Annotated in this window: 1 protein-coding gene; it reads left to right on the top strand. The window is 60.4% G+C overall.

What is annotated here, in order from left to right; genetic code table 11:
* Positions 1 to 556: efflux RND transporter permease subunit (locus HOC_RS20740; RefSeq protein ID WP_035542778.1), on the top strand; the 556-nt coding region annotated here is incomplete at both ends.

Below are 556 nucleotides of genomic sequence, written 5' to 3'. Positions count from 1 at the left end.
ATTTCGGCCTGTCCGTGGTCAACATCTATTTCGAAGATGGGACGGACGTCTATTTTGCCCGCCAGGTCGTCGGTGAACGTCTCGCTGAGGCGCGCGGCAACATTCCGGACGGGTTTGGTGACCCACAAATGGGACCCATATCGACGGGCCTGGGCATCATTCTCTACTTCAGACTGGATGACACCAGCGGGACGCGGGATCTCGTCGAAATGCGCGAGATCCAGGACTGGATCATCAAGTATCAGCTGCAGACCGTTCCGGGCGTCACCGAAGTGCTCTCGCTTGGCGGCTTCGAAAAGCAATACCAGGTCCGCCTCGATCCGGATGCATTGCTCGCCTATGATATCCAGATTGGCGACGTGATTGGCGCGCTGGAGCGCGGCAACAAGACGGAAGGCGCGCAATTCCTCGAAATTGGCGCGGAGCAGTACACCGTGCGCGGCGTCGGACTGGCCCGGTCGGTCGATGACCTTGCCGAAATCGTTGTCAATGTTGATGACGGACGCCCCGTCCGCGTCCGCGACCTGGGCGAAATCGTCATCGGCGGCGGCGTCCG

Source organism: Hyphomonas oceanitis SCH89 (genome assembly GCF_000685295.1).
Classification (GTDB): Bacteria; Pseudomonadota; Alphaproteobacteria; order Caulobacterales; family Hyphomonadaceae; genus Hyphomonas; species Hyphomonas oceanitis.
Note: the sequence above shows the minus strand (reverse complement) of the source record. Positions and strands in the feature narration are given on the sequence as shown.